Origin of the sequence: Micromonospora coriariae, from assembly GCF_900091455.1 — a bacterium.
In the GTDB taxonomy this organism is placed as follows: Bacteria; Actinomycetota; Actinomycetes; order Mycobacteriales; family Micromonosporaceae; genus Micromonospora; species Micromonospora coriariae.
Map to the genome: position 1 here is coordinate 3,526,141 of NZ_LT607412.1, position 25,315 is coordinate 3,551,455.

General features: G+C 72.4%; 20 protein-coding genes and 1 pseudogene. 11 read left to right on the plus strand and 10 right to left on the minus strand.

What is annotated here, in order from left to right:
• Nucleotides 1-29 precede the first annotated feature (29 nt).
• A complete protein-coding gene (locus GA0070607_RS16570) occupies nucleotides 30-1,202 on the plus strand; it encodes a low temperature requirement protein A (protein WP_157743171.1) in 1,173 nt (390 codons plus the stop codon).
• Nucleotides 1,203-1,321: 119 nt separating this feature from the next.
• On the opposite strand, the gene GA0070607_RS16575 is transcribed toward GA0070607_RS16570, so the two are convergent.
• The 3 genes from GA0070607_RS16575 to GA0070607_RS16585 form a co-directional block, all read right to left on the minus strand.
• A complete protein-coding gene (locus GA0070607_RS16575) occupies nucleotides 1,322-2,065 on the minus strand; it encodes an SDR family NAD(P)-dependent oxidoreductase (RefSeq protein WP_089019014.1) in 744 nt (247 codons plus the stop codon).
• Nucleotides 2,066-2,221: 156 nt separating this feature from the next.
• Nucleotides 2,222-3,121, minus strand: coding sequence for a LysR family transcriptional regulator (locus GA0070607_RS16580; protein WP_197701104.1), 900 nt, complete (start codon nucleotides 3,119-3,121; stop codon nucleotides 2,222-2,224).
• Nucleotides 3,122-3,261: 140 nt separating this feature from the next.
• On the minus strand, nucleotides 3,262-3,645 hold the full coding sequence (locus GA0070607_RS16585) for a WhiB family transcriptional regulator (protein WP_089021887.1): 384 nt from the start codon (nucleotides 3,643-3,645) through the stop codon (nucleotides 3,262-3,264).
• A 252-nt stretch (nucleotides 3,646-3,897) separates the two neighbouring features.
• Between GA0070607_RS16585 and GA0070607_RS16590 the strand changes: the two genes are divergently transcribed.
• A complete protein-coding gene (locus GA0070607_RS16590) occupies nucleotides 3,898-4,707 on the plus strand; it encodes a helix-turn-helix transcriptional regulator (protein ID WP_089019016.1) in 810 nt (269 codons plus the stop codon).
• Nucleotides 4,708-4,834: 127 nt separating this feature from the next.
• Here the strand turns inward: GA0070607_RS16590 and GA0070607_RS16595 are convergent, their stop codons facing one another.
• On the minus strand, nucleotides 4,835-5,254 hold the full coding sequence (locus GA0070607_RS16595; protein ID WP_089019017.1) for a DUF5319 domain-containing protein: 420 nt from the start codon (nucleotides 5,252-5,254) through the stop codon (nucleotides 4,835-4,837).
• Between the two features lie 185 nt (nucleotides 5,255-5,439).
• Between GA0070607_RS16595 and guaB the strand changes: the two genes are divergently transcribed.
• On the plus strand, nucleotides 5,440-7,002 hold the full coding sequence (guaB, locus tag GA0070607_RS16600; RefSeq protein ID WP_089019018.1) for an IMP dehydrogenase: 1,563 nt from the start codon (nucleotides 5,440-5,442) through the stop codon (nucleotides 7,000-7,002).
• A 30-nt stretch (nucleotides 7,003-7,032) separates the two neighbouring features.
• Nucleotides 7,033-8,151 (plus strand): GuaB3 family IMP dehydrogenase-related protein, encoded by a 1,119-nt coding sequence (locus GA0070607_RS16605; protein ID WP_089019019.1) that lies wholly within the window; start codon nucleotides 7,033-7,035, stop codon nucleotides 8,149-8,151.
• A gap of 101 nt (nucleotides 8,152-8,252) precedes the next feature.
• Here GA0070607_RS16605 and GA0070607_RS16610 read toward each other — a convergent pair whose 3' ends face one another.
• A complete protein-coding gene (locus tag GA0070607_RS16610; protein ID WP_089021888.1) occupies nucleotides 8,253-9,374 on the minus strand; it encodes a sugar phosphate isomerase/epimerase family protein in 1,122 nt (373 codons plus the stop codon).
• Nucleotides 9,375-9,769: 395 nt separating this feature from the next.
• Here GA0070607_RS16610 and GA0070607_RS16615 point away from each other — a divergent pair, with 395 nt between their 5' ends.
• Complete coding sequence (locus GA0070607_RS16615) at nucleotides 9,770-11,191, plus strand: M1 family metallopeptidase (protein ID WP_089019020.1); 1,422 nt, start codon at nucleotides 9,770-9,772, stop codon at nucleotides 11,189-11,191.
• Between the two features lie 104 nt (nucleotides 11,192-11,295).
• Nucleotides 11,296-12,753 (plus strand): M1 family metallopeptidase, encoded by a 1,458-nt coding sequence (locus GA0070607_RS16620; RefSeq protein WP_089019021.1) that lies wholly within the window; start codon nucleotides 11,296-11,298, stop codon nucleotides 12,751-12,753.
• Between the two features lie 176 nt (nucleotides 12,754-12,929).
• On the opposite strand, the gene GA0070607_RS16625 is transcribed toward GA0070607_RS16620, so the two are convergent.
• Entirely contained in the window at nucleotides 12,930-14,048 is a 1,119-nt protein-coding gene (locus GA0070607_RS16625; protein ID WP_089019022.1) for an LCP family protein, read from the minus strand.
• Between the two features lie 146 nt (nucleotides 14,049-14,194).
• Here GA0070607_RS16625 and GA0070607_RS16630 point away from each other — a divergent pair, with 146 nt between their 5' ends.
• Both GA0070607_RS16630 and guaA read left to right on the plus strand, forming a co-directional pair.
• Nucleotides 14,195-15,892 (plus strand): FAD-dependent oxidoreductase, encoded by a 1,698-nt coding sequence (locus tag GA0070607_RS16630; protein WP_089019023.1) that lies wholly within the window; start codon nucleotides 14,195-14,197, stop codon nucleotides 15,890-15,892.
• A 72-nt stretch (nucleotides 15,893-15,964) separates the two neighbouring features.
• Nucleotides 15,965-17,521, plus strand: coding sequence for a glutamine-hydrolyzing GMP synthase (guaA, locus tag GA0070607_RS16635; protein ID WP_089019024.1), 1,557 nt, complete (start codon nucleotides 15,965-15,967; stop codon nucleotides 17,519-17,521).
• A 7-nt stretch (nucleotides 17,522-17,528) separates the two neighbouring features.
• Here the strand turns inward: guaA and GA0070607_RS16640 are convergent, their stop codons facing one another.
• Nucleotides 17,529-17,870 (minus strand): PspC domain-containing protein, encoded by a 342-nt coding sequence (locus tag GA0070607_RS16640; RefSeq protein WP_089019025.1) that lies wholly within the window; start codon nucleotides 17,868-17,870, stop codon nucleotides 17,529-17,531.
• Nucleotides 17,871-18,013: 143 nt separating this feature from the next.
• Here GA0070607_RS16640 and GA0070607_RS16645 point away from each other — a divergent pair, with 143 nt between their 5' ends.
• The 3 genes from GA0070607_RS16645 to GA0070607_RS16655 all read left to right on the plus strand — a co-directional run bounded on the left by GA0070607_RS16645 (nucleotide 18,014) and on the right by GA0070607_RS16655 (nucleotide 21,336).
• Nucleotides 18,014-18,964, plus strand: a complete 951-nt coding sequence (locus tag GA0070607_RS16645; protein WP_089019026.1) for an NUDIX hydrolase — start codon at nucleotides 18,014-18,016, stop codon at nucleotides 18,962-18,964.
• A gap of 182 nt (nucleotides 18,965-19,146) precedes the next feature.
• On the plus strand, nucleotides 19,147-20,052 hold the full coding sequence (locus GA0070607_RS16650; RefSeq protein ID WP_089019027.1) for an NUDIX hydrolase: 906 nt from the start codon (nucleotides 19,147-19,149) through the stop codon (nucleotides 20,050-20,052).
• A gap of 345 nt (nucleotides 20,053-20,397) precedes the next feature.
• Nucleotides 20,398-21,336 carry a CDP-alcohol phosphatidyltransferase family protein gene (locus GA0070607_RS16655; protein WP_089019028.1) on the plus strand — a complete coding sequence of 313 codons (939 nt, stop codon included), beginning with the start codon at nucleotides 20,398-20,400 and terminating at the stop codon, nucleotides 21,334-21,336.
• A gap of 61 nt (nucleotides 21,337-21,397) precedes the next feature.
• Here GA0070607_RS16655 and GA0070607_RS16660 read toward each other — a convergent pair whose 3' ends face one another.
• The 3 genes and pseudogenes from GA0070607_RS16660 to GA0070607_RS16670 all read right to left on the minus strand — a co-directional run bounded on the left by GA0070607_RS16660 (nucleotide 21,398) and on the right by GA0070607_RS16670 (nucleotide 25,236).
• Nucleotides 21,398-22,651 (minus strand): phosphatidylserine decarboxylase, encoded by a 1,254-nt coding sequence (locus GA0070607_RS16660; protein WP_089019029.1) that lies wholly within the window; start codon nucleotides 22,649-22,651, stop codon nucleotides 21,398-21,400.
• Nucleotides 22,652-23,203: 552 nt separating this feature from the next.
• Nucleotides 23,204-23,386 (minus strand): annotated as a pseudogene (locus tag GA0070607_RS16665) (hypothetical protein); the annotation flags it as partial.
• Nucleotides 23,383-25,236: a PspC domain-containing protein gene (locus GA0070607_RS16670; RefSeq protein WP_231929962.1), complete on the minus strand. Its 1,854-nt coding sequence runs from the start codon at nucleotides 25,234-25,236 to the stop codon at nucleotides 23,383-23,385. The pseudogene GA0070607_RS16665 and the gene GA0070607_RS16670, both read right to left, overlap by 4 nt.
• Nucleotides 25,237-25,315 lie beyond the last annotated feature (79 nt).

Genomic DNA, 25,315 nt, shown 5'->3' on the forward strand with positions numbered 1-25,315 from the left:
CGGTCACCGGTCCTCGCTAACCTCAGCTGGTGGAGGCAGGGCGTGGCGGCAGGCGCTCCCTGATCCATGGCTACGGCGTGGCGCGCCGGGCCAGCTGGCTGGAGCTCTTCTTCGACCTGGTGTTCGTGGTCGCGGTGCTCCGGCTCGGTCAGCGGCTGGTGGACGATCCGACGGCCCACGGAGTGCTGGTCTTCGCCGGTCTGATCAGCGCGATCTGGTGGTTGTGGTTCAGCTTCTCCTATTTCGCCGATCTCTTCGACGACGACCGTCCGCCGAGCCGCCTGGCACAGCTGACCGCGATGCTCGGGGTCCTCGCGTTGGCAGCTTCCCTCCCCGGTGAGGCCGCTGCGAACGCCAGCCGCTTCGCGGTGATCTACGCGCTGCTGCTGGCGCTGCTCACCGCGATGTACGTGGTCGTGGGCTGGCTCGATGTCGAGGCACGGGAATTCTGCTGGTGGAACGCCGCCGGCTTCCTGGCCGCCGCCGGGCTCTGGTGCGGCTCGCTCCTGGTGTCCCCACCCGTGCAGTACGGCATCTGGGGCGTCGCACTCGTCGTCAACGCCACTATCGCCGGGCCACTGGCCTACGCACTGGTGGGCCGGGCGCCGACGCAGAAGTCCCACATGCCCGAGCGGTTCGGTCTGTTCACAATCGTCGTGCTCGGGGAGGCGGTCCTGTCGGTCGCGAACGGCATCGACGCCACGGGTTGGCGGGGTGTCTCGGTGGTGATCGGGATTGGCGGCTTCGTCATCGCGAGCGGGGTGTGGTGGGTGTACTTCATCGCCACGTTCGACAGCGAGGCGGGGAACAGGGCGCTGCGCGCCGGGCGACAGGCGGTGGTCCGGAGCTACCTCTACGCCTACGGACACCTGCTGGTCTACGCGGCGATCGTGACCGCGGGCGTCGCCGTCGAGTTGGCGGCGGAGGAGGCGGGGGCCCACCGAGGGCCCGGACAGGACGTGGCCGGGCGGCTGCTGGGCGGGAGTCAGCTGGCGATGATCGTCGGCTGCGTCATCATCTACCGGGGAATCAGTCTGTCGGTCAGCCGCCGGGTCGCGCTGGCTCAGGCCGGGGTGGGGCTCGTCGCGCTGGTGGTCGCGCTGGGGGGACTGCCGCCGCTGGTGGCGGTTTGGCTCAGTGCGGTGGCCTGGGTGGTGCTGACGGTCGTCGAACAACACGCCGCGTCGCTCCGGTCCCGCTGACGGTCTTTCCCGTAGTGCCGCGACCGCCGGTCACGCACGGGGCGCCCCAACTCGGCTGGCCGCGGCCCGCCCCACGGTCGGAGCACCGTGAAGCGGGCCGCGAGGTGGTGCCGGGCACCTCAGACGGCGATGCGTCCACCGTCGACGGGCAGCACCGCGCCGTGCACGAAGCTCGACCGATCGGTGGCCAGGAAGGCGACCGCCTCAGCGATCTCCTCGGCTGAGCCGGGCCGGCCGGCCGGTGCCATGGTGGCCAGCTGGTCAAGGTTGTCCCCCATGCCGGCGGTGCCCTCGGTGCGGGTCGGGCCGGGGCTGACCGCGTTCACCCGGACGCCCTGCGGCCCGTACTCGGCGGCCCAGGACTTTGTGAGCAGGACCAGCGCGGCCTTGCTCGACCCGTAGAGGCTCATCCCCGCCTGACCGAACTCGGCGACCATGGTCGTCAGGTTGATGATCACGCCGTGGCCGCGCTTCGCCATCTCTGGCGCGAGTTCGGCGACCAGGAAGTACGGGGCCTTCACGTTCAGCGCGAACACCGAGTCGAAGTCCTGCTCGGTGGTCTGCTCGGTGGGGCCGAACGGGTAGATACCGGCATTGTTGACCAGTACGTCCACCTGCCCGACCAGCTCCCTGGTCCGCGCGGCCAGGGACCGGGCCGACGCCTCGTCACGCAGATCGGCGACGAGGAAGTCCGCCCGTCCGCCTGCCGCACGGATCTCCCGGACCACGTCGCCGCCCCGGGTCTCGTCCCGCCCGGTGATCACCACGTGGGCACCGAGCGTGGCCAGCGCCAGCGCGGTCGCCCTGCCGATGCCGCTGTTGCCACCGGTCACCAGCGCCGATTTTCCTCGAAGGTCTGTCATCGTTTCTCCACCCACATTCAGTTCCGCCAATCGGCGGCTTCGGTCGGGGCTGTCCCGACCAGTGGGTGCAAGTCGTCCAGGGGCTCAGCGTTTCCCATCGCCCTCTGCGGGCTGCTTATGGTCGCCATAAGCACAGCGGTCGTGCGGCTGCCGGAGCTACTCCGGGCCCCGCAGTTCCAGCGCGGCGATGAAATGACCGAGGTCGCGCCGGTGGGAGTCGGCCGGCCAGGCCGCCCAGGTGCGCCGGACCAGGGGATGCCCGACCAGTGGTGACCAGGTGACCGGGTCGGGAATCGGTGGTGACCAGTCGGGTGGCGCCAACGCGAAGGCTGCGCCGGCGGTCACGGCGGCGAGCTTCACCGCGGGGATGAGTTCCTGTCCTTCCGGCGCGGCGGGCCCGAGATCGAGCCCATGGCTGCGCAGGATCGCGGTGAGTTCGTCGTACCAGGCGGGGCTCCCGGCGCGAGGGAAGCCCACCCAGCTCAGCCCGGCCAACGCGTCCAGGCGAATCCCGGCGGGCCCGGCGATCTTGGCGGCCTGTTCGGTGGCCAGCAGCACACCCAGCCGTTCCTCGATGACCAGCACAGCGTCCAGGTCCGGGCCGACCGGGTGTTCCCGGACCAGTCCGACGTCGATGCCGCCGGCCCGCAGTGCGGCGACCTGCGCCGCAGTGGACATGTGGCGAGCCTGCACCCGGGTGCCCGGGTAGGCCGCGGCGAGGTCGGCCAGCGGTCGGGAGAGCAGGTCGGTGGGGAGTTCCAGCGGGATCCCGAGTCTGAGCACGCTGGCGCCGACGGAGGTGTGCCGGGCGACGGCGGCGACTGCCTGGTCGTGCCGGGCGAGCACCGCGCGAGCCTCGTCGAGCAACGTCATGCCCGCCTCGGTGGCCCGCACTCCCGTGCTGCCACGAATCAGCAACTGCACGCCGAGTTGTCGCTCCAAGGCGTTCATGCTCTGCGACAGGGCGGGCTGGCTGACGTGCAATCCGCGCGCGGCCGCGGACAGGCTCCCCTCCTCAGCGACCGCGACGAACGCCCGCATTTCCCGTATTTCCACCCGCTCATTCCACCACGCGGGCCGATACCCCTTTCGCGGCAAGCTCCCGGATGTCTGGGTAGGCGTCGCCGCCGCGCCCCGGTGACGGGGCGCGGCGGCGAGTGTCGGTGTCGGTGTCGGTGTCGCGCAGGTGGGACCGCTCAGGCGACGTTGCGCTGGGCCGGGACGGTGGACTTGTGCGGGCGGCCCAGCCGGGCCTCCAGGCGGGCCACGTCGACCCGGGTCTGCCGGCGGTCCGCCAGGTCCTCCCAGCCGACGGCGAGCAGGCGCAGCCGCTCCGACTCGCTGAAGCCGCCCCACACGCCGTACGGCTCGCGGACCGACAGCGCGTGCGCGGCGCACTCGGCCCGGACCGGGCAGGCGCGGCAGACGGTCTTGGCGGCGGACTCCCGACGCAGCCGGGAGGAACCCCGCTCACCGTCGGGGTGGAAGAACTGAGCGCTGTCCCGCCCTCGGCAGGCACCGAGCCGCTGCCAGTCCCAGAGATCGACGATGGGTCCGGGCAGTCTACGTACGTTCGACATCAGCACCCCTCCTCCCGCGCGGCACCGCGAGATCCTTGTGGCCGGCTTCCGGGCGGCGGGCCGCGCAGGCGCACCGTTCCCGGCCTGGACTTCTCGGTACCCGGGCTGTCCCCAACTCACACGTCTGTGATCGGGAACGCCCCGGAAGTTGCGGCTTTTGCCCTATCTGTCGGAAAAGTTCGGAGGATTGCCGGGAACCCCCTCCCCAGCCGACCCCGTCATGGTCTGCTCGTTGGCGGAGAGGAGATCACAGTGCGTACCGTTCTTGTGTGCGTTCGGACACCACTCGCGGCCCAGCACCTGACTTCAGCCGCGGCGCGGCTGGGGTTGTCCGCGATCGTTCGTACCGCAGTCTCCGATCCCGAGGTGATGCTGCGGCTGGCCGAGCGGCCGGCCGACGTGGTGCTGGCTGACACGGCCCTCACCCGGCCGGACAGCGCGGGCTTCGTCCGCCGGGTCCTGGCCCGCGCGCCGCAGGCCGCGGTCGTGCTGCTCGGCGCCGAGGAGTCCGAGGCGGCGGCGGCCACCATCAGCGCCGGGGCCCGGGGCCTCATTCAGAACGCCGACCATGACCTGACCAGCGCGGTGGCCAAGGCTCTGCTGCTGCTCACCGCGCCCGGCCGGGCGTCCCGGCAACGGGTCACCGACCCGGCCCGGGACACCGCGGCGGTCGGCGGGCGCTCCGCGCCGTCGCTGCGCGGCTCGGGCGAGCCCGGCTGGGGCGCCGCCCCGGGCGAGGGGCCGGCGGGCGTGCCGTCGGTACCCGTGCAGCGGGGCGACGACGAGGCCGAGTCGGCGACCGGTGAGCCGGAAGCGGACCAGACCGACCCCGCCCGCCCCGCCCCTGCCGCCCGGCCTGCCCGGGCCATCGGACTCACCGAGCGGGAGCTCCAGGTGCTGCTGGGCATGGCCGAGGGCAAGAGCAACGCGGAGATCGGCCGGGAGCTGTTCGTCTCGGAGGACACCGTCAAGACCCACGCCCGTCGGCTGTTCCGCAAGCTGGGCGCCCGGGACCGGGCGCACGCGGTGGCCGCCGGGTTCCGCGCCGGGCTGGTCGCCTGACCCCCGCTCGCACCAGCCCCGCTGATCGTGCTCGATCCAGGATGTAGTGGCTTCCCGGACCAGGGAGGTCACTACATCCTCGTTGCAGCACGATCTTGCCGGCCGGAACGCGGAGTCGGGACGCGACTCATTCGGCGGCGGTGGGGGTGCCCGGTTCGTCCTCGGTGCCCTCGGTCAGGGTGTCGTGCACCCCGTCGGCGTACCCGCGGGCGTAGTCCCAGGTCACGTAGTGGTCCGGGTCCGGGTCGTACGCCGGCTCGTGCACCCGCGGCCGGCCCGAGTTGAGCAGGTGTCGCAGGTTGCCCCGGAGCAGGTCCCAGTCGAAGTAGTGCGGCTCCCGGCAGTCCTCGCACTCGATCACCAGCCCGCGGACCCCGATGGGCGCCAGCAGCGCCTGGTAGATCTCCAGGTCGGCGAGGTCTTCCAGCACATCCTGCCGCTCGACGTCGGTCAGCGGATCCGGCGTCGCGTCGTCGCCCGGATCGTCCAGCCCCGCGGTCGGATCGGCCGGGTCGCCGTTGAACGGGTCGATGGGCTCGTCGTGCACCCCCTCACCGTAGACCCAAGACGGTGGGAGCGTCCGCCCCCGGCCCCGCGCCGGGCCGGCCCGCCACCGCAGGAGTCGCCCAGCTCACTGGGTACGATGGGACGACGCGCCGGCACCATGGCGCGTTCCGGTGCCCGCCCGCGCCACCTCGCTGAAGCCCATCCGAGCAGCTCAGGGGAGCAATCGTGGAAAATTCGCCCAGCACCGACCTTCCGGCCGGCGCCGAGCACGCCGAGCTGGGCGGCCACCTGCCCGAGCTGCCGGCCGGCTCGGCCCGGGTGGTTCCACTCGGGCTCACCTTCGACGACGTGCTGCTGCAGCCGGGCGAGTCGGACGTGGTGCCCAGCCGGGTCAACACCCGGACGAAGCTCACCCGCAACGTCGAGTTGTCGATTCCGCTGCTGTCCAGCGCGATGGACACGGTGACCGAGGCGCGGATGGCGATCGCCATGGCCCGACAGGGTGGCATCGGCGTGTTGCACCGCAACCTCTCCATGGAGGACCAGGCGCTCCAGGTCGACCTGGTCAAGCGCTCCGAGTCCGGCATGATCACCAACCCGGTGACCGCCAGCCCGAACGACACGCTGCGCGAGGTGGACGAGCTGTGCGGGCGTTACCGCATCTCGGGCGTGCCGGTGGTGGACGGCGACGGGCAGCTGGTCGGCATCGTCACCAACCGGGACATGCGTTTCGTCTCCGAGCCGGACACCCCGGTCCGCGAGATCATGACGCACACCCCGCTGGTCACCGCCCGGGTCGGCGTGAGCAAGGACGACGCCCTGGCGCTGCTGCGTCAGCACAAGGTCGAGAAGCTGCCGATCGTCGACGACGCGGGCCGGCTGCGCGGCCTGATCACCGTCAAGGACTTCACCAAGAGCGAGCAGTACCCGGACGCCAGCAAGGACGACGCCGGCCGACTCCGGGTCGCCGCCGCCATCGGTGTGGGCGAGGACGCCTACAAGCGGGCCCGTGCCCTGGTCGACGCGGGCGTCGACGTGCTGATCGTGGACACCGCGCACGGTCACCAGCGGGCCGTGCTGGACATGGTCCGCCGGCTCAAGGCCGACGTCACTGTCGACATCATGGGCGGCAACGTGGCCACGTACGCCGGCGCGAAGGCGCTTGTCGACGCCGGCGCCGACGGCGTCAAGGTGGGCGTGGGGCCGGGAGCGATCTGCACCACCCGGATCGTCGCCGGGGTCGGCGTGCCGCAGGTGACCGCGATCATGGAGGCGGCTCGGGCCGCCCGTCCGGCCGGCGTACCGGTGATCGGCGACGGCGGGATCCAGTATTCCGGTGACATCGCCAAGGCCCTGGTGGCCGGCGCCGACACGGTGATGCTCGGCAGCCTGCTGGCCGGCTGCGAGGAGAGCCCCGGCGAGCTGATCTTCGTCAACGGCAAGCAGTTCAAGACGTACCGCGGGATGGGGTCGCTCGGCGCGATGCAGTCCCGGGGCCAGGCCAAGTCGTACAGCAAGGACCGCTACTTCCAGCAGGACGTGCTCAGCGACGACAAGCTGGTCCCGGAGGGCGTGGAGGGTCAGGTGCCCTACCGGGGGCCGCTCTCCCGGGTCGCCCACCAGCTGGTCGGCGGTCTGCGACTGGCCATGGGGTACGCCGGTGCGGAGAACATCCCCGATCTGCACCGCCGTGGCCAGCTCATCCGGATCACCGCGGCTGGCCTGAAGGAGAGCCACCCGCACGACATCCAGATGACCGTCGAGGCGCCCAACTACCACACCCGCTGACCCACCACCCCCAACCACCTGGAGTCCCCCATGCGTGACGTGGTCGAGATCGGGCTGGGCAAGACCGCGCAGCGCGGCTACCACCTGGACGACATCGCCATCGTGCCGAGCCGCCGGACCCGGGACGTCGACGACGTCTCGACCTCCTGGCAGCTCGACGCGTACCCCTTCGGCATCCCGTGTGTCGGGCACCCCTCCGACGCCACCATGAGCCCGGCCTCGGCGGTCCGGCTCGGTGAGCTCGGCGGCCTCGGCGTGCTCAACGTCGAGGGGCTGTGGACCCGCTACGAGAACCCGACAAAGGTGCTGGAGGAGCTGGCCGGCCTCGACGAGGAAGCCCGTGCCACCAAGCGGCTCCAGGAGGTGTACGCCGAGCCGATCCGCCCGGACCTGATCGCTGAGCGGGTACGCGAGCTGCGCGCCGGTGGAGGCACGGTGGCGGTGCGGGTGTCCCCGCAGCACACCCTGGCGCTGGCGCCGGTGATCCTGGACGCCGGGGTGGACATCCTGGTCATCCAGGGCACCATCGTCTCGGCCGAGCACGTGTCGACCACCGACGAGCCGCTGAACCTCAAGGAGTTCATCGCCGACCTCGACCTGCCGGTGATCGTCGGCGGTTGCACTGACTACAAGACGGCGCTGCACCTGATGCGTACCGGCGCGGCCGGCGTGATCGTGGGCATCGGCGGCGACGAGTGGTCGACCACCGAGTCGGTGCTGGGCATCCGGGTGCCGATGGCCACCGCGATCGCCGACGCCGCGGCGGCCCGCCGGGACTACCTCGACGAGACCGGCGGCCGGTACGTGCACCTGATCGCCGACGGCGACATCCAGACCTCGGGTGACATCGCCAAGGCGCTCGGTTGCGGCGCGGACGCGGTGATGCTCGGGGAACCGCTGTCGCTCTGCGACGAGGCGCCCGCCGGTGGTGCCTGGTGGCATTCGGCGGCCAGTCACCCGTCGCTGCCCCGTGGCGCGTTCGAGGTGGCCGGCGAGCCGATCGGCTCGATGGAGCAGCTGCTCTTCGGGCCGGCCGACGAGGCCGACGGCCAGCTCAACCTGTTCGGCGGGCTGCGCCGGGCGATGGCCAAGTGCGGTTACCGCGACCTCAAGGAGTTCCAGAAGGTCGGTCTGGTCCTCGACCGCTGACCCGTCTCCCGTACGCCGGAAGGCCGGCCCCGCCACATTGCGGGGCCGGCCTCCGTCGTACCGGGGGCGTCAGCCCTCGGTGAACTCGGGCCGCGCCGGCGTCACTTCCTGAGGTAGATGGTCAGGTCGGACATGTTGCGGTAGCTGGTCGCCGCGAAGTCGAGCGACTGGCCGCGGTTGGCGGCGCCGCCGGGGGCGGTGTCCATCTCCCAGTTGGCGTGGTGGAAGTCCCGCTCGCCGATGGTCTGGAAGAACTGCTGGAAGTTGAGGTCACCCTCGCCCAGCGGGGTCATCTGGTAGCCGTTGGGCACGCTGGTGTCCCGGTCGCCGTCCTTGGCGTGGAAGAGCGGGAACCGGGTGGTCCGGTCGGCCACGGTGAGGATCGGGTCGAACAGGTCGGTCACCTCGCGGCCCGCCGGGTCGACGTACTTCTGGTGCTTGTAGCGGGCCACGTAGGCCCAGTAGATGTCGAGTTCGAAGAAGACGTACCGGGGGTCGGTCCTGCCGAAGAAGTACTCCAGCCGCCGGACGCCGGAGGAGCGGGTGGGCCGGCCCTGGTCGTCCAGCGGACCGGAGTCGAGCAGGAAGCTGTACGCGACATCGTGGTTGTGCGTGTAGAGCCGCATGCCCCGGGCCCGGGCCTGCCGGCCCAGCTCGTTCCAGGTGTCGGCGGCGGCGTCCCAGTCGGCCTTGTACGCGCTGTTGGTCGGGTCGCTGCCGGTGCCGATGTTCTTCATGCCGAGTTCCTCGGCGATGTCCAACTGCTGCTGGAAGGTGGCCGCCTGGATCGAGGCGTGGGTGCCGTTGGCCACCAGGCCGTTGTCGTCGAGGATCTTGCGGATCTCGCGCGGCGTGATCTGCCGGCCGAGGATCTCGGTGCTCTGGGTGTAGCCCGCGAACTCGATCTCCTTGTAACCGATCTCGGCGAGCCGGGCGAGGACCCGCTCGAAGCCGTACGGCACACCGCTGTCGTCGGGCGCGGCGGTGATGCGGTCCCGGACGCTGTAGAGGATGATGCCGCGGTTCCTCGACGGGATCAGCGGCTCGACCCGAAGCTTGCTCTTCCCCTTGTCCTTGGGGTGGGCGAGCGCCGGGGTGCCGGTGGCGAGGACCGGCAGGCCGGCCGCGCCGAGTGCGGCGGCCGCGCCGGCGGACGCGGCGAGCAGTGACCGGCGGCTGAGCCGGCCGGGGGAGGAGGCGTCGGGTGCGTGGTGATCTGGCATCTGTTCCACCTTTCGCGACGGCGGTCGCCGTCGATGTCGATCAGCAGAGGTGCGACGAGGGGTCAGGTCCGCGGAGCGCCGTCGAGCGACCGTTCCGCCTTCCCGACGGGCCGCGAGCGTGCGGGTGCCGCGAGGTCGAAGGGGCAGGTCCACGCCGCCGTCACGGCGTGTGCAACGGGACGGTCGTCCCGTCCGAACGCGACCGGCGTGAATGTTCCGAGCGCGTTACATCCTGGTGGCAGACACTAACGTCGGTCGAAGCCGAAAGAAAGTATTGATCAGAGCCAACTTTTGTCGGATTCGACGAAAGCAAATGATGGTCTTCGATACGGGCTTCCTGCCCGGTGGTGCTGGCTAGGCTCGTCGTGACCCGGGAGGCCGCAGGAGGAGTGTGCATGGTCCTGACCGGACGGTCGCCGGCCCGCCGCCGGCTCGCCGCCGCCGTCACCACGCTTGCCTGTGCGATCGCGGTGGCCGCGGCCGGCTGCACCCGCGACGACGACGGGTTCCGGCCCGGTGCCGCCGACGCCGGAGACCCGTACGTCCCGGGCCGTGGCAACGGCGGCTACGACGTCACGCACTACGGGCTGGACGTCCGCTACGACCCGGCGACCGACCGGCTGACCGGCCGGGCCACCATCACGGCGACCGCCATCCAGGACCTGTCCCGGTTCAACCTGGACCTGGCCGGGCTCGAGGTCAGCACCGTCACCGTCGACGCCGCCCGCGCCGAGCACCGCCGCGACGACGGCGAGCTGCTGGTGACTCCGCACGACGGGCTGTCCCGCGGCCGGCCGTTCACTGTGGCGGTGGAGTACGCGGGCGTACCCACCGCCATCGCCGATGGGGAACTGGGCAGCGGTGGTTTCCTGCACACCGCCGACGGGGCGGTCGCCCTGGGCCAGCCGGACTCCGCCGCCACCTGGTTTCCGGTCAACGACCACCCGTCCGACAAGGCCAGCTACGACCTCGCGGTCACCGTCCCGGACGGCCTGTCGGCGCTCAGCAACGGGGTGCCCGGGCCGAAGACCAGCGCCGACGGCTGGACCACCTGGCGTTGGTCGGAGCGCACCCCGATGGCCAGCTACCTGACCACGCTGGTGATCGGCGACTACCGGGTGGCGAGTGGCAGCCACGCCGGCCGGCCGATGGTCACCGCCGTGGCGGCGAGCCTGCCGGCGACCGGTGGCGCGGCCGACTCGCTGGCCCGCACCGGCGAGATCGTCGACTTCCTGGCCAGCCGCTTCGGTCCGTACCCGTTCGACTCGTACGGCGGGATCGTCGTCGCCGACGACCGGATCGGCTACGCGCTGGAGACCCAGTCCCGCCCGGTCTACGGGCCAGCCTTCTTCGACGACGACCGGCCCAACCCGGGCGTGGTCGCGCACGAGCTGGCCCACCAGTGGTTCGGCGACAGCGTCTCGCTCAGCAGGTGGGGCGACATCTGGCTGAACGAGGGCTTCGCCAGCTACGCCGAGTGGCTGTGGGAGGAGCACGACGGCGGGCGTACCGCGCAGCGCAACTTCGAGCTCCAGTACGCGGCGACCGACTGGTCGCAGCCGTCGGTCGAACCGGGCCGGGAGCGGATGTTCGGCACCGCCGTCTACAAACGCGGAGCGCTCACCGTGCACGCGCTGCGCCGGACCGTCGGAGACGACACCTTCTTCCGCATCCTGCGTACCTGGACCGCCGAGCGGGCGGCGGGCAACGCCACCACCTCCGACTTCGTCGCGCTGGCCGAGCGGGTGGCGAATCGCCAGCTGCGCCCACTCTTCGACGCCTGGTTGGTGGGCGGTGCGGCGCCCACCCTGCCGTGACGGGGCCGTGATGGTCGGTCGATAGGCTGCCGCCCTGCGGTCGGCGGGCGGACGCCGTTCGCGTGGGGCGGCGCGGGCCGCCACCGTACGGGGGAGGGCTCGTGATGTGGGTGACGGGGCACAGGCTGCGGGTGGGTGCCGGTCTGCTGGTGACCGCGGCGCTCGCACTGTCCGGATGCGACTCCGCGACCCCGGAGGCGACGCCGTCCGCGGGTGCCTCCCCGACGCCGTCGCGGACCTTCGCCCCCGGCGCGGCCGGAGTCGGTGACACCTACTTCCCCACCTACGGCAACGGTGGCTACGACGTCGGCCGGTACACCGTCAAGGTGCGTTACGACCCGGCGAAGGACCAGCTGACCGGAACGGTCACGGTGCACGCCACCGCGACCGCCGACCTGTCGTCGTTCAACCTCGACCTGGCCGGCCTGACCGTCAAGACGGTCACCGTGGACGGCGCCCCGGCCCCCCACACCCGGGAGAAGAACGAGCTGGTGATCAAGCCAGCCGTCGGCCTGATCACGGGCAACGGCTTCGTCGCCGAGATCGGGTACGAGGGCCAGCCGAAGCCGTTGAAGAACGAGGTGCTCGGCGACGGCGGGTTCCTGCACACCTCGGACGGCGCGATCGCGCTGGGCCAACCCGAGTCGGCGAGCACCTGGTTCCCGGTCAACGACCACCCCTCGGACAAGGCGGCCTACGACTTCGAGATCACCGTCCCGGACGGTGTGACAGCCGTCAGCAACGGCGTGCCGGGTGGCAAGACCAGCAAGGACGGCTGGACCACCTGGAAGTGGTCGGAGAAGTCGCCGATGGCCAGCTACCTGAGCACGCTGGTCATCGGCAAGTTCCGGATCACCACCGGGAAGCACAAGGGACGGCCGGTGTACAGCGCGGTCACCACGAAGGTGACCAAGGGTGCGGCGGACGCCTCGATCGCAAAGACCGTCAAGGTGGCCGACTACCTGGAGAGCGTGTTCGGGCCGTACCCGTTCGACGCGTACGGCGGTGTGGTGGTCTCCGACAGCCGGATCGGGTACGCGCTGGAGACCCAGAGCCGCCCGGTCTACTCCGCCGCCTTCTTCCGGCGGGGCGAGAACACCGAGGTGGTCGCGCACGAGCTGGCCCACCAGTGGTTCGGCGACAGCGTGGCGCTGGCCAAGTGGGAGGACATCTGGCTCAACGAGGGCTTCGCCACGTACGCGGAGTGGCTCTGGGCCGAGCACACCAAGGAGTACACCGCCGAGCAGGCGTTCGACAGCCGGTACGCCCAGATGTCGGCGCAGGTGTGGAAGACGCCACCGGGCAAGCCCGGCGTGAACGGGCTGTTCAGCGAGTCGGTCTACCAGCGCGGCGGGATGACGCTGCACGCGCTGCGGGTGGCCGTCGGCGACAAGGCGTTCTTCGAGATCGTCAAGACCTGGGCGGCGGAGAAGCGCAACGGCACTGCCACCACCGCCGAGTTCGTGGCTCTCGCCGAGCGCGTCTCCGGCAAGCAACTGGACGATGTCTTCGACACCTGGCTCTACGCCACCAAGAAACCCCCCACCCCCAAGCCCCTCTAGCCCCGGCTCCCCCTCCCTCGCGCCCCCTCCCCGCGCCCCCATCCTCGTCGATCTAGGGCATATAACCGTGAGTTGATCTCCGACAGCAGCGATATGCCCTAGATCAACGGGGGCGGGGCGGCGGGGCGGCGGGGCGGCGGGGCGCGGGGGGACCGGGGCGGCGGGGGAGGGCGGGGTCAGGTTTTGACTCGTAGGGTTGGGTGGGCGGACAGGTAGGCGTCGGCGCGGCCGGCGCGGAGTTCGGTGATGAACTTCTTGCCGACGCTGGTGAGCTGTTCGCCGCGGTAGGCGCTGCCCTTGCCGACGCCCGAGCCGGGCAGGCCGACCAGCACGAAGCGGTTCTCCGGCACCCCGCCCAGCGCGTACGCCAGGTCGACGATCCGGCGACCACCCACGTAGAGCAGGGTGTCGCCCAGTGCGGCGACCACCTGGTCGACCCGCTCCGGCTGCCGGGCCAGGCCCTCGTCCAGGATCTTGCGGGTCAGCGCCCGGATCAGCTGCTGCTGGTGGCGCTGCCGGGCGTAGTCGCCGCCGGTGATGTAGCGCTGCCGCGCGTAGTCCAGGGCCTGCCAGCCGTTGAGGTGCCGGTCGCCCTTCTCGTAGACCATCTGCGGCCCGGTGTACCCGCCGGGGACGCTCTCCCGGTACTTGCCGTCGGGCCGGCGGTGCAGTGAGGCGACCCGCTGGTCGACGTAGATGTCCACCCCGCCCAGGGCGTTCACCAGCCGGTCGAACCCGGTGAAGGTGAGCACCGCGCCGGCGTCGATGCGCAGGCCGGTGTATCCGCTGACCGTGCTGCGCAGCAGCTCGTACCCCTGGGCGGTGCTCGGCTGCTTGGGCTTGCCCGGCACCCGGCTGCCGAAGCTCATCGCGTGGGTGAGCTTGGTCTTGCCGCCGGCGTAGTCGGCCTTCGGGAACGCCGGGATGTCCACCAGCAGGTCGCGGGGGAGCGAGAAGAGGTACGCCCGGCCCAGGCCCTTGGGTACGTGCAGCACCAGCACGGAGTCGGCGTGCGGCTCCCAGCCGGGCACGCTGACCCGGGTGTCCACGCCGACCAGCAGCAGGTTCAGCGGCCCGGTGATGTTGGCGCCCGGCGGCGGCCCGGTCGGGCTGGGGCTGGGCGTGCCGGCCGGTGGTGCGCTCGGCGAGCCGGCCGGTGCCGAGCGGTCCGGCGTGTTGTCGCCGGTCAGCCGGGTGACCACCACCGCCCCGGCCGCGACCAGCGCGACGACGGCGAGGGCCGCCAGCCCCAGCAGCAGCCACCGTCGACGTGGTGCCATCGATCCGAGGACCATCTTGAATTCCCTTCCACCCGTGTCCGGAACAACGCTCCGACGGGTGCTCCGGGTTGCGGCCGGAAGGCGCCGGGTCGGTCGGCCGGAGCATGATCGCGCGAAAACTGCCGCTGGCGCGAGCGCTACTCACCGGTAATGATGCGTTCATGCGGTACGACGTGATCGTCATCGGGTCCGGCTTCGGCGGCAGCGTCACCGCGCTTCGGCTGGCCGAGAAGGGCTACTCGGTCGGCGTGCTGGAAGCGGGCCGGCGGTTCGCCGACGACGAGTTCCCGCGGACATCGTGGCGGGCCCGCCGATTCCTGTGGGCGCCGAAGCTGGGCTGCTACGGCATCCAGCGGATCACCCTGCTCCGTCCGGCCGACCGGCAATCCGGCGGCGGCGTGCTGGTGCTCTCCGGAGCCGGCGTGGGCGGCGGGTCGCTGGTCTACGCGAACACCCTCTACGAGCCGCTGCCGGCCTTCTACAGCGATCCGCAGTGGCGGGACATCACCGACTGGCGCGACGAGCTGGCCCGCCACTACGACCAGGCGAAGCGAATGCTCGGCGTCACCACGTACCCGGTGGACACCGGAGCGGACCGGGCCATGCGGGCGGTGGCCGAGCGGATGGGGGTGGGGCACACCTTCCACGCCACCCCGGTCGGCGTTCACATCGGCCGCCCCGGGCAGCGGGTCGCCGACCCGTACTTCGGCGGCGCCGGCCCGGAGCGCACCGGCTGCCTGCACTGCGGCTCGTGCATGACGGGTTGCCGGCATGGGGCGAAGAACACGCTGGTCAAGAACTACCTGTGGCTCGCCGAGCGGCTTGGCGCCACGGTGCACCCGCTGACCACGGTGACCGCCGTCCGGCCGGCCGCCGGCGGCGGGTACGAGGTGCACACCGTCCGCACCGGTGCCTGGCTGCGTCGCCGCCGCCAGGTGATCCGGGCGGACCAGGTGGTCTTCGCGGCCGGGGCGCTCGGCACCCAACGGCTGCTGCACGCCATGAAGGCCGATGGGGCGTTGCCGGGGCTCTCGCCGCGTCTGGGCGAGCTGACCCGGACCAACTCGGAGGCGATCCTGGGGGCGTCGGTGCCGCGCCAGCGCGCCCGGGCCGAACGGCTGGACTTCACCGAGGGGGTGGCGATCACCAGCTCGTTCCACCCCGACCCGCAGACGCACATCGAGCCGGTCCGCTACGGACGCGGTTCCAACGCCATGGGGTTGCTCCAGTCGCTGCTTGTCGACGGCGGCCCGCACCGGGTCCGGCGCTGGCTGGGCAGCATCGTGCGGCAGCCCGGGCTGGCCGCCCGGATGCTCTCGGTGCGTGGCTGGTCGGAGCGCACGGTGATCGCCCTGGTGATGCAGTCGGTGGACAACTCGCTGACCACCCGGTGGCGGCGTGGCGTGCTCGGCCGCCGGCTGGTCACCGGCCCGGGCCACGGCGCGCCCAACCCGACCTGGATCCCGGCCGGCAACACCGCGGCCCGGTTGCTCGCCGACGAGATCGGCGGTACGCCCGGCGGATCGCTCACCGAGCCGTTCGACATCCCGGTGACCGCGCACATCCTGGGTGGCGCGGCGATCGGGGCCACCCCTGCCGACGGGGTGATCGACCCCTACCACCGGGTGTACGGGCACCCGGGGCTGCACGTGGTGGACGGCGCGGCGGTCTCGGCCAACCTCGGCGTCAACCCGTCGCTGACGATCACCGCCCAGGCCGAGCGGGCCATGTCCCTCTGGCCCAACAAGGACCACCCCGACCCGCGACCTCCGCTCGGCAGCCCGTACCGCCGGGTGGACCCGGTCGCGCCGCGCAATCCCGCCGTTCCCGCCGACGCTCCCGCCGCCCTGCGCCCCTGACCTCCCCCCGGCGGCGCGCTGCGGGCGAGCCGGTGCCGGGGCCGGCGGTGACTGTCGGTAGGCTTTGTGCACATGAGCCTGCCTCGCCCCGTCCTCGTGGTGGACTTCGGAGCCCAGTACGCCCAGCTCATCGCCCGTCGGGTCCGTGAGGCGAAGGTCTACTCGGAGATCGTGCCGCACTCGATGCCGGTCGCCGAGATGCTGGCGAAGAATCCGGCCGCGATCATCCTCTCCGGCGGCCCGTCCAGCGTCTACGCGCCGGACGCCCCGCAGATCGACGCCGGCGTGTTCACCGCCGACGTGCCGGTCTTCGGCATCTGCTACGGCTTCCAGGCGATGGCCCAGGCGCTCGGCGGCACGGTCGCGAGGACGGGCAACCGCGAGTACGGCGGCACCCCGCTGCGCCCCCGCCTCCTCGACCCTGGCGTGCTGCTCCGCGACCTGCCGGCCGACCTGCCGGTCTGGATGAGTCACGGCGACTGCGTCACCGAGGCGCCCGAGGGCTTCACGGTGACCGCCGAGTCGGCGGGCGCGCCGGTGGCGGCGTTCGAGGACCTCGCCGGTCGCCGGGCGGGCGTGCAGTTCCACCCGGAGGTCGGGCACACCGCGCACGGCCAGGAGATGCTTACCCGCTTCCTGTACGACATCGCCGGCATCGAGCCGACGTGGACGGCCGAGAACATCATCGACGAGCAGGTGGCCCGGATCCGCGCCCAGGTCGGCGACAAGGAGGTCATCTGCGGCCTGTCCGGCGGGGTGGACTCGGCGGTCGCCGCCGCGCTGGTGCACAAGGCGGTCGGTGACCAGCTCACCTGTGTCTTCGTCGACCACGGCCTGCTGCGCGCCGGCGAGGCGGAGCAGGTCGAGAAGGACTACGTGGCGGCCACCGGCATCAAGCTGAAGGTGGTCGACGCGGCGGACCGGTTCCTGGGCGCGCTGGCCGGCGTGACCGACCCGGAGCAGAAGCGCAAGATCATTGGCCGGGAGTTCATCCGCGTCTTCGAGGCCGCCGCCCGCGAGATCGCCTCGCACGGCGATGTGGAGTTCCTGGTCCAGGGCACCCTCTACCCGGATGTGGTCGAGTCCGGCGGTGGCACCGGCACCGCCAACATCAAGAGCCACCACAACGTCGGCGGCCTGCCGGAGGACCTGAAGTTCGCGCTTGTCGAGCCGCTGCGGACGCTGTTCAAGGACGAGGTGCGGGCGCTCGGCCTGGAGCTGGGCCTGCCCGAGGCGATGGTCTGGCGGCACCCGTTCCCGGGTCCCGGCCTGGCGATCCGGATCATCGGCGCGGTCGACCAGGAGCGCCTCGACCTGCTGCGCCGGGCCGATCTGATCGCCCGGGAGGAGCTGACCGCGGCCGGCCTGGACCGCGGTGTCTGGCAGTTCCCGGTGGTGCTGCTCGCCGACGTGCGCAGCGTCGGCGTGCAGGGTGACGGGCGCAGCTACGGGCATCCCGTGGTGCTGCGCCCCGTCTCCAGCGAGGACGCGATGACAGCCGACTGGTCACGACTCCCCTACGAGGTGGTGGCCCGTATCTCCACCCGGATCACCAACGAGGTGGCTGAGGTGAACCGGGTGGTGCTGGACGTGACCAGCAAGCCGCCGGGCACCATCGAGTGGGAGTGAGCGCAGCTCAGGCGGCCGGCGGGTAGGGCGGCGTCGGGGCGTACCCCGGATCCGGACCGCCGGGCGCGGGCCCGGCGGTGGGCGGCGGGCCCTGCGGCGCCACGCCCGCCGGGTGCGGCCAGGCCGGCGCGCCGGTGGGCTCCTCGGGCATCAGGAACCACATGATCGGGTACGTGAACAGCGCCAGCCCGCCGGTGAGCAGGCCGGTGACCGCGAAGATCACCCGAACCAGTGTGGGGTCGACGTCGAAGTAGCGACCGAGGCCGCTGGCGACGCCGGCCACCATGCGGTCGGTGGTGGGTCGCCGGAGCTGCTTGTACGGGGCGTGGGGAGCGGTGGTGGATGTCATGCCTCCACCATCCGCGCCGATGCCCGGCCCGCCCTCGGTGACCGCCCGGATCCTTACCCTGACCGATCCCTGATCGGGGTCAGACAGTCAGGAATCCGACTCTTTTCCGTTCCGGTAACCCGGCCCGGGGAGAATTTGCTTCCGTGACCACCTTGCTGGAGCCGCTCCGCAGGATCGCGGCATACGCAGTTTGTGCTGACTCAGACGGCCGAGTGTTGCTGATCCGTGCATCGGAGCGCTCCGGCACGCCCGGCACGTGGTCGCTGCCCGGCGGGGCTGTCGACCACGGCGAGGACCCGAACCACACTGTGGTCCGCGAGACCGCAGCCGAGACCGGCCTCTCGGTCGCCGTCTCGGGCCTGGCCGACGTGCTCGCCGACATGCGGGCCCTGCCGGAGCGCGGCATCACCATCCACACCGACCGGCTGATCTACCGGGTGGCGGTGCGCGGCGGCACCCTCGCGGACCGGGTCGGCGAGCGCCCCACAGACCTGGCCCGCTGGTACACCCTCGACGAGGCCCGGCAGCTGCCGCTGCGCTCGTTCACCGCCCGTGCCCTCGGTCTGCCCGCCTCCTCGGCCGACGTGGTGCCCGACGAGGCGCCGGAGTTCCCCTCCTTCTACGCGGTGCCCGGCCCGGACGGGCTGCACCGGGCGCAGCGCTTCGCCGCGTACGCGGTCTGCACCGATCCGGCGGGGCGGGTGCTGCTCACCCGGGTCTCCGACGGCTACCCGGGCGCCGGCTGCTGGCACCTTCCCGGCGGCGGCACCGACTACGGCGAGCAGCCGGGCGCGGCGCTGATCCGGGAGTTGGTCGAGGAGACCGGCCAGACCGGCCGGCTGGTCGAGCTGCTCGGCGTGGCCAGCCACCGCGACGCCGCCTCGCTCGGTCCGGAGGGCTACCCGATCGACTGGCACGGGGTCCGCGCGTTCTACCGGGTGGTGGTCGACCAGCCCAACCCGTTGACGGTGGCCGACGTGGGCGGCTCCACCTGCGAGGCCCGCTGGTTCGCCCGCGAGGAGCTGGGCGCCCTCCCCACCCACCACCTCACCGAGGTAACCGCCGAAGCCGTCCAAGCCGCCCAACTCACCTAACCTCCCCCAACCCCCCCAACCCCCCCAACCCCCCCAACCCCCCAACCCCCCAACCCCCGTCCCCCTCCCCGGCCCACCCCTCCCAGCGTTGATCATGAAGTTATTGTCAGGACACGCCGAGATGGACGGCGATAACTTCATGATCGACGGGGCGATGGCGGGAGCGGGGGGCGGGGAGTGGGATGGAGCTGCGGCGGGGTGTGGGGGTCTACGGGGTTCTGTGGGACTCGGGGCGGGTTCTGGTGGTGCGGGAACGGGGTGGGGACGAGGTTCCCGGGGTGTGGCGGTTGCCGGGGGGTGCGGTGGCGCATGCCGAGCATCCGGAGCACGCCGTGGTGCGCGAGGTCGCCGGGCAGACCGGGCTGACCGTGACGGTGGACCGGCTGCGGGCGGCCGTCGCCGACGTGACCACCTACCCGGAGGACGACGTCGCAGTGCACACCGACCGGTTGGCGTTCGAGCTGAGCACGCGCGGCGGCGCGCTGCGTGACGCCGGGGACGGCCCGACCGACCAGGCCCGCTGGGTCACCATGGCCGAGGCGGAGCGGCTGCCGCTGGCACCGTTCAGCGCCGAGCTGCTCGGCCTGCCGGTCACCCCACTCCCGACCGGAGCCCATCGGCCCGCCGAGCCGTTCCCGCCGGCGCACCCCGACCGTAGGCTGCGCTTCGGGGCGTACGGGCTGGTCACCGATCCGGCCGGGCGGATCCTGCTCACCCAGATCGCGGCCGGCTACCCGGGGGCCGGCAGGTGGCACCTGCCGGGTGGCGGCACCGATCACGGTGAGCAGCCAACCACCGGGCTGCTCCGTGAGCTGGTCGAGGAGGGCGGTCAGCTGGGCCGGGTGGTGGAGCTGCTCGGCGTGGACAATCTGCACAACCCGGCTGCGTTCGGCCCGGAGGGGCGGCCGCTGGACTGGCACGGCGTCCGAGTGATCTATCGGGTGCTGGTGGACGTACCTACCGACGCGGTGGTCACCGAGTCGGCCGGCGGCTCGACGGCCCGGGCCGGCTGGTTCACCCCCGTCGAGGCCGCCGACCTGCCGTTGACCGGGATCGCTGCCTCGGCAATCGGACAGTCGGGTCGATAGCCCCACGCTCGGTGAGCCGACATGGTGACCCTCCGGTACAGTCGATGGCGGGAATGGTGGAGGAAACGGGCGATGAGGCCCGGCATGGGAACAAGAGTGCGGTTCGCGCGGTTTAAGCCAGATATAAGTACCGCCGGCAGCTATCGCCAAGTCCCGTTCCCCTATGCGATGGTGTACTCCGCAAAACGGCTGCCGGGCCACGCAAGGTCCGGCACGAGACAGCCGGACACCCGCCCCACGGCGGGCAGCCGATCCGGTGATGGAGGAAACGTGCCGAGAGCCCTATGGCGCCGGCGTCGTACGACTGACAGTCCGCGCCCCGCCGGGCGTCGCTGGGCGGGCCGGTTGCGCCGCAGCAGCACGTTCGCCCGTCAGGTGCTGCTGGTCCGGGTGGGCCGCCGCGATGGCGACCTGCGGACCACCGACCTGGCGCTGCCCGAGCACCGGTACGCCGACCGGCAGCGCCGCCGCTACGGCCTGGACCGCCTCGGCCGCTCATCGCTCCGCGTCGATCGGTCGGAGATCGAGGCCGTCATGCCGGTCAGCCCGGCGCTGCCGCCGGTGACACACGCCGACGAGGCTTCGTCCCGGTCGATCCCACTGCTCCCCGGCGAGCGCACGGTCGCCCGCCGGATGAAGTTCGGCCTGGTCAACGCGTGCACGCTGGCCAGCCTGATGCTCGGCATGCTCGCCATCTTCCAGGCCATGCAGGGTGAGGTGCGCATCGCCGCGCTCTGCCTGATCGCCTGCGTCGCCTTCGACGGCCTGGACGGCGCGCTGGCTCGCCGGCTCAACGTGGCCAGCCCGTTCGGCGCGCAGATGGATTCGCTGGCCGACATGTGCTCGTTCGGCCTCGCCGCACCGGTCGTGGTCTACGCCTCGCTCGCCGGCTCGGTGTCGACGGCCGCGGCGGCGGTGGCCTGCGCCCTGGTCGCGGCATGTGCCGCGATCCGGCTGGCCCGGTTCAACGTCTCGCCGAAGGACGGCCGCTTCTTCTGCGGGGTGCCCACCACCATGGCGGCGGCGGTGCTCGCCGTGACCGTCGCGATCGGCCTGCCCGTGCCCGGCCCCGTGCTGGTCGCCGGGGTGGCGCTGCTCGCCTTCGCGATGGTCTCCAGCTTCCCGTACGCCAAGCTCGCCCGCCTGGTCAAGCTGCCGCCGTGGCTCTGGCTGGCCCCGGTGATCGGCGCGCTTGTCGACATTCGGCTCACGTTCGCCCTGATCGTGGTGGGTTACCTGGTCAGCGGGCCGGTGCTCTGGCTGCGGCAGCGTCGTACCGCCTGATTCGCGCACAGAGAACGGGGCGCCCGCCGATCGGCGGGCGCCCCGTTTCTCGTTGGACGGGTCAGCGCCAGCGGGCGATGACCGTGGAGCCCCCGACCACCTTGTCGCCCGGCCCGACCAGCGGCTCGGCGGCCTCGGCCGGCAGGTACACGTCGGTCCGGGAGCCGAACCTGATCAGCCCGAACCGCTCGCCCTTCGCGAGCAGCGCGCCGATCGGCGCGCGCTGCACGATCCGGCGGGCGATCAACCCGGTCCGCTGCGCGACCACCACAGTGCCGTGGCTGGTGTCCAGCACTGTGTACGCGGCCACGTTGTGCTCGGCGTCCGGCTTCATCGCGTTGACGAAGCCGCCGTCGGCGACGAAGTAGTCCACCACCTTGCCGGCGACGGGCGCCCGGTTGACGTGCACGTCCAGCACGGACAGGAAGACCGCGATCCGCAGCCACTCACCCTCGCCGAAACGCTCGTCGTGCAGTCGCTGCACCGACAGGACCTGCCCGTCCGCGCTGGCGACCACGGCCGCCGGGTCCTCCGGCACGTCGCGCTGCGGGTCGCGGAAGAACGCGGCCACCGGCCCGGCGGCCAGCGCCGGCAACAGCCAGAGCTTGGACGAGGGGCGCGCCACCCGGGCCAGCACGGCCAGGCCCAGCGTGATGCCCGCCGCGGCGACCCCGTTGGAGTCGATGTGCATGCCACGGGTCAGCGGCACGCTCGACGGCCGGTGCGCCGGCGCCAACCGGTCGGCCGCGGCCGGGCTGGCCGGGGTGAACCGCAGCCGGTAGATCCGGACCGGCGGTGAGTTACGCAGCACCAGGTCCGTGCCGACGCCGTAGAGGGCGTCCTGTCGAACCAGCTCCGCCGCCGCGCCGGTGGTCCGGCCGGGCGTGGCGGTGGTGGCGACGCTCAACACCCCGCCGTCGGCCAGGTGCTTGACCAGCGTCTCGATGGTGTTGCGGGTGTCTTCGGCGGTGCCGGTGAACGCCTCGCCGGCGATGACCACCCCGGCGGCCTCGGCCTCGGCCAGCGAGTCGATCACGCTAACCCGGTCGGCGACCCACCGGCCCTGGGCGGCGACGTGCTCGCGGAGCGCGGTGACGCCGGACGACTCGGCGGGTACCACGGTGAGCCGGTCACCGGGGAGCAGCGCCTCGATCGCGGCGGCCAGCACCGCGGACTCCGGGCTCGCGCCGACCAGGAGGGCGACCTTGGGATCGTTGATCCGGGCCAGCTCGGTGGCGAGCGTACGGGCGGCTCGCTCGCCGATGCGGACCGGACCGGACCGACCGGTGGTACGCACGGCGGGGGACTGGGTCATGTCGGACGGGCTCCTGACGGGGTAGAGACGGGAATCGCGGCGGGGCCGCCATGGCGGGACGGGCCGGCCGGCGGAGGCGAGATCTCCACCGGTCAGCATATGCGCCTGCCCGCGCCGGCCGCACCGCCGGAGCGGTGGAGAAGGCCGGCGCGGGCAGGCGGCGGGTCAGGGCTCTCGCCGCTGGTCGTCCCGTTCGTCCGCCGGGTGGTCGACCCGGGTCGGCTCGTCGGCCCCGGCCGGGCCGGCGAGGAGGCCGGTGGTCGGCTCGTCGCCCCCGTCGGCGCGCTGACCGGAGACCGGGCTGGTTTCCGGCTCGGACGGCGGGTGGGCCAGCCAGGCCGGGTGGATCACCTCAGCGGTCGGCGTCTCCGGTGCCCGCACCTCGGTGGTCGGCGTCTCCGGCGTCGGTCCCACCGAAGGAGCGTCCCAGGTGGAGCGTTCGGCGTCCCAGGACGGCAGGCCCGCGCCGGAGATCGGCGCGGACGCACCGGAGACCGGCACGGCGGAATCGGTGGTGACGGCGTCCTGAGCGGTCGGTTCCGCGTGGACCGGACGGCTGGAGCGCAGTGCGCCGACCAGCCCGAAGACCCCGATCAGGATCAGTGCGCCGGCGAGGAACCAGCCGACCGGCGGCAGTGCGAGCCCGAGTAGTTGGGCGAGCAGCCACCAGGCGGACAGCCCCAGGAACACCAACCCGAAGGCGAACGACACCAGATCCGTACGGTGAGCCTTCACCGGGTCACCTCCAGGTTGCCGGCATTGACGTGGATGTACAGGCGCAGTGTCCCGCCCCCGGGCCCGTCCGCGCCGAGGTCGGTGGACTCCCGCAGGCGCCCGTCCAGCCCGCCGGACCGGTTGCCGAAGATGGTGGCGTCGCCCGCGTTGACGTCCGCCACAGTGGTGACGTCCACGTTCGGGGGCACGACCACTGTCGCCTGGCCGAAGTTGATCGCCACGGTCACCTGGCTGTCCCGCTTGGCGAAGTCGATACCGCGTAGGTCGAGCACGGCGTCACCGAAGCTGTTCTCGTACCGGTCGGCGAGGTCGCGGATGTCGGTGGGCGCCCAGGTGACCGCGCCGTCGACACCGCGGATCCGGTCGTACGACTCGGCCACCGTGGCCGTTCCCAACGCGGCGGCGGTCACCAGGCCGAGCGCGATCAGCCAGCGGGCCCGGCCGAACCAGGTGCCGACCAGCAGCCCCAGCGCGATCGTGGCCAACGCGGCGGCGAAGTACGCCGACGCGCCGACGTCGAAGACGTCCAGCAGGTCGAGCAGGGCGACGACGCCGAGGGCAAGAAAGATCAGCGAGAAGGTCACCGCGCCGAGTGGCGACCGCTCCCGGGGTCGCTTCGGCGGCTTCGGTGGCTTCGGCGGCTTGGGCGGGGGGTACGCGGCCGGTGAGGCGTACGGCCCGTGCGGCGCGAACGGAGGGCGGTATCCGGACGGTGACGGTGGCGTGGCCGGGTAGCCGGCAGCGGGCGCACCGGTCACCGGCGCCGACGGCCAGCCTCCGCTGGGCGTGCCGGTGCTCGGCCAGCCCGGCGTGGCGGCCGGTGGTGCCGGCCAGGCGGCCTGCGGCGCCGTCGTGGCGGTCGGGTCTCCGGACACCGGTCCCACTCCGGACACCGGCTGTGCGCTGGTGACCGGGGCGGAGGCGGCCGGCGCGCCGTACACCGGGGCGTGCGGGGTCGGCGCCCCACTCGGGGAGGCGCCGGCGTACGCCGGATCGCCGCCGGCCAGCGGTGCGGTCGCCAGCGGGCCGGTGGGCGGCACGGCGCCGGAGGCCGGCGCCGGCCAGGCGACCGGCGGGACGGGCCCGGGTGGCGTACCCATCGGTCCGGAGGGCGCCGCCGCACCGGGGACGCCGGGCTGTGGCCCTCGGTTGTCCCGGTTGAGCAGGAGCGCACCGCCGATCAGGATGGCCGCGCCGAGCAGCACCGCGCGGAAGGCGTCGGTGACGATGTAGCCGAAGCTGGCCGCGACGAGGATGCCCAGGATGATCACGGTCACCGGCGACATGCTGGACCGGCCACGCCCGAGCATGGACTCCACGGGGGACGCGGTGTCGCCCTCGTTGGGGATGATCAGCCAGGCGGCGACGTACACCAGGATGCCGATGCCGCCGAAGAACCCGAGCACCGCGAGCAGCACCCGCCAGAGCACCGGATCGGTGTTGGTGGCTCGTCCGATGGCCGCGCAGACCCCGGCCAGGTAGCGCCCGTCACGCGGCCGGACCAGCCCGTACCGCGAGGTGAAGCCGGCGCCGCCCAGCGGCGGTGCCGACGGCCCGGGACCACCCGGCCCGGGTGGCGTGCCCCCGGGCCCGCCCGACCCGTAGCCGGTGCCGGGCGCGTAGCCGGTGCCGGGCGCGTAGCCCGCGCCGCCGGGCTCGTAGCCGCTGCCCGGAGCGCCCGGTGTGGGGTCGGCGGCCGGACCGGCGTCGAAGCCGGTGGTGGCGCCGGTGGGCGGGCCGAACGGGGTGGGCTCGGCCCAGCCGGCGGGTGTCGCGGCTGGTGAGGGCGGTGATGAACCGCCCGGCTGTGCCGACCCGGGTCGGGGCGGCGGGGCAGCTTCCTCGGTCATGCCTCGATCCTGCTGCCAGGTGGGCCCGAGCGACCTCAGGACCCGACCCTGACCCCACCCTGAGATCCGGGCGGCCGGA